Annotated in this window: 2 protein-coding genes; both read left to right on the top strand. The window is 44.5% G+C overall.

Annotated features, from left to right (window positions below; all coding sequences use genetic code 11):
* A partial coding sequence (locus R7M72_RS25555; protein WP_318056521.1) for an aromatic amino acid lyase occupies positions 1–628 on the top strand: 628 nt, incomplete at its 5' end.
* A gap of 270 nt (positions 629–898) precedes the next feature.
* A partial coding sequence (locus tag R7M72_RS25550) for a DUF3581 family protein (protein WP_318056520.1) occupies positions 899–1,107 on the top strand: 209 nt, incomplete at its 3' end.

The following is a 1,107-nucleotide window of genomic DNA, read 5'->3' as shown; positions in this document are numbered from 1 at the left end:
ATTGCAAGTAGAAGCGAACTCCGTTTCTGATAACCCATTAGTATTTGCAGAAGATAACGACATCATCTCTGGCGGTAACTTCCATGCAGAACCTGTTGCGATGGCAGCCGACAACTTAGCTCTCGCCATTGCAGAAATCGGCAGTTTGTCCGAGCGTCGTATGGCACTTCTCATCGACAGCGCGCTATCAAAACTGCCGCCGTTCTTAGTCGATAATGGTGGTGTGAACTCTGGCTTCATGATTGCTCAAGTAACCTCTGCGGCATTGGCAAGTGAAAACAAGACCCTTGCTCACCCAGCCTCAGTAGACAGCTTACCAACATCAGCAAACCAAGAAGACCACGTGTCAATGGCGACATTCGCGGCTCGCAGACTGAAAGAAATGGGTGAAAACACTCGCGGCATTCTGGCTGTCGAATATCTATCGGCGGCGCAAGGTTTGGATTTCAGAGCGCCAAATAAATCGTCTGAGCGAATCGAAATTGCAAAACAGATGCTGCGTGAAAAAGTGTCGTTCTACGATAAAGACCGTTACTTTGCACCCGATATCGAGCAAGCAAACACATTGTTGAAACTCGCTCTACATAACGCACTGATGCCAGAGAACCTTCTGCCAAGCGTACATTAATCTGTAGAAGCAAACTTCAGTCTAGGCTCCACCTCTTCGTGGAGCCTTTTTTGTGTCTATACTCTTAACAATTCGTGAGTGATATCAGAGTCGCGCGACGCACTTATTCGCATCATAAATGGATAAGCCATTCAAGCATGTGTTTTTAAACGTTTATCTGCTGATTTGGGTGCGCATTGTCAAAATGCAGTGAACTTTCTACTGGATGGACCATTGCTACTCAGATATTCGCATATAATCCCTTACAGTTTTGGTTACTACTTAATAATTATGTTTCTAACACCTTATTTTTCAAACAATAATCATCAATTTCAATTCACTCGTGAACAAGCAAGTCACTTTGCTAAGCGCGTGGCTGGTGATTACAACCCTATTCATGATGAAGATAACAAACGCTTTTGTGTGCCTGGCGACCTGCTATTTGCCGTTCTACTAAGTAAAGAAGGCATCAGCCAAAAAATGCGCTTTCGTTTCTCTGG

It is taken from the genome of Vibrio sp. YT-18, assembly GCF_033337345.1.
In the GTDB taxonomy this organism is placed as follows: Bacteria; Pseudomonadota; Gammaproteobacteria; order Enterobacterales; family Vibrionaceae; genus Vibrio; species Vibrio alginolyticus.
The sequence above is the reverse complement of the archived record's forward strand: the minus strand, read 5'-3'. Positions and strand labels throughout refer to the sequence as shown.